The following is a 1,972-nucleotide window of genomic DNA, read 5'->3' on the forward strand; positions in this document are numbered from 1 at the left end:
CGCCCGGAACGACCTGCTCGGCAGGCAAAATCCCGTCTTGGATCATCCGTCGCACGGCATGGCTGGTCACCCCGAGTTTTGCCGCGGCCTCGCGCATGGTGAGCCACGCGCCACCCTTCTCGGCCGAGCGAAAGGCGTGGATACCACGGACCCTGCGAATGGAGGCCACCCGGTGCGCGGTCCAGGTCTTATCCTGTCCGGTCCGCACACCCATCCTGTTCAGGGTGGCCGCGATATTGGTGTCGGAAAAGCGCGCCGCCATCCGTTCCATCACGACAAGGGCCTGCTCAGGCGTTTGGCAACCGTGCTCCCCCGTCCTCGGTTTACGCACCCGCAATTGCGAATGCTGACCGCCTTGCCAGTGGATAGTCAGCACGACCTCTCGTGTCGCATCGTCGATATCCGCGATGATGTCCGAAATCAGCGTCCGGACCAGTTGCTGGCGGCTTCGGGTCGTGACGCCCTGCGCCGACCAAGCTCCGGAAAGGTCCGCCGCCAAGCCCTCGAAGTCGGGCATCGGCGCGGTCGGGTCTGGGGTATCCGTCGCGGCAAGGCGGGCCCGGCATGCCTCGACACGGCGCAACGCGGCCTCCCAATGCTTCTCAAGCTGAGCCGCGATAAGCCGGTTCTCCGGGTCGCAGGCGGCATAGCGCCGTTCCGCCAGCGAAGCATCGTATTCTGACTGCTGTAGATCGAGTTCGGCCACGTGCCGACGCTCGGCTTCTCCTTCCCTGTGCATCCGCTCCGCCTCCATTGCGGCCTCGATTGCCATCGGCTCGACCACACGCAGTATCTCCCCTGCGATTGTGGCGTCCACACGGGATCCGCCGAAGCTGAGACAGCGCGGCAGACCAAGCATGAGATTTGGTCGGTCGCAACGATAGGTCGGACGGCCCGGAGGGGCGCCCGCATAGGCGACAGCCAAGCCGCGGCCACAGCGCCCACAGGTCAGTATGCCTGCGAGAAGGGCACGGCCGCCACGCCCGGACTTCTGCCCGCCCGCGCGTCCATAGGCGTTTGCCGCTAGCAGCTTTTGGTTCCGCTCGTATTCCGTCCAGTCGATATAGGCGTCATGATGATCGCGGATGAGCACGTCCCAGGCCTCCGCCGGCTTGCCATGGCCGTAGGACTTGCGGGCACGCCCATCGACCAGTTCGATCCGCTTCTCGCTCTTTCCATAGACATAAGCGCCTGCATAGAAAGGGTTCTTCAGGAGGCCGATGACATTACGATAGCGGATCGGCGTCCAATCAAAGGATGTCAGGCGTTTGCCGTCCGACGGACGTGGAAAGAACACCTCCTCTGCCGTCAGCGACAGATGCGTCTGCCGCGCGCTGCCGAGCTGGCGAAACCGCTCGAAGACCAACCGGATTACCTGCTGGAGCCGGAAATCAGGATCGAGCCCGAGCCCGGTCTCGCGATGCCAGATGTAACCGACCGGCACGCTGATCCGAAGTTCGCCACGACGCGCCTTCGCCCGGGCTGCGTCGATCATGCGCGCCCGGATCACTCCGAGCTCGAACTCACTGATGCTGCCCTTCATGCCGAGCAGCAGGCGGTCGTTCGGCAGACAGGGATCATAGACGCCATCAAGGTCGATGACACGCGCCTCGACAAGCCCGCACAATTCGAGCAGGTGGTGCCAGTCCCTGCCGTTGCGCGCCAGCCGCGAAGCGTCAAAGCAGAGCACGGCACCGACTTCCCCCGCGCACAAGGCGGCGACGAGCTTCTCGAAGCCGGGCCGGGCGACCATGCCGCTGGCGGAGCGGCCGAGATCGTCGTCGATCACGTCCACGGTCCGGAAACCACGACGACGTGCGACCTCGACCAATTCATATTGCCGTCGTCGGCTCTCGGTGTTGAGTTCGACTTGGGCTTGGGTTGATTGACGAACATAGACCACCGCCTTGCGCTGCAGGATCGCCGGCGGGAGGAGATCACCGTCCATCACCGCTTCCCTCCGGTTCGCTTT

The 1,972-nt window shown here is 64.4% G+C and carries 1 protein-coding gene; it reads right to left on the reverse strand.

Annotated features, from left to right (window positions below; translation table 11 throughout):
- Window positions 1-1,948: recombinase family protein (locus FN835_RS20965; RefSeq protein ID WP_142665170.1), on the reverse strand; the 1,948-nt coding region annotated here is incomplete at its 3' end.
- Window positions 1,949-1,972 lie beyond the last annotated feature (24 nt).

This window comes from Paracoccus laeviglucosivorans (genome assembly GCF_900182695.1).
GTDB classification, from domain to species: domain Bacteria; phylum Pseudomonadota; class Alphaproteobacteria; order Rhodobacterales; family Rhodobacteraceae; genus Paracoccus; species Paracoccus laeviglucosivorans.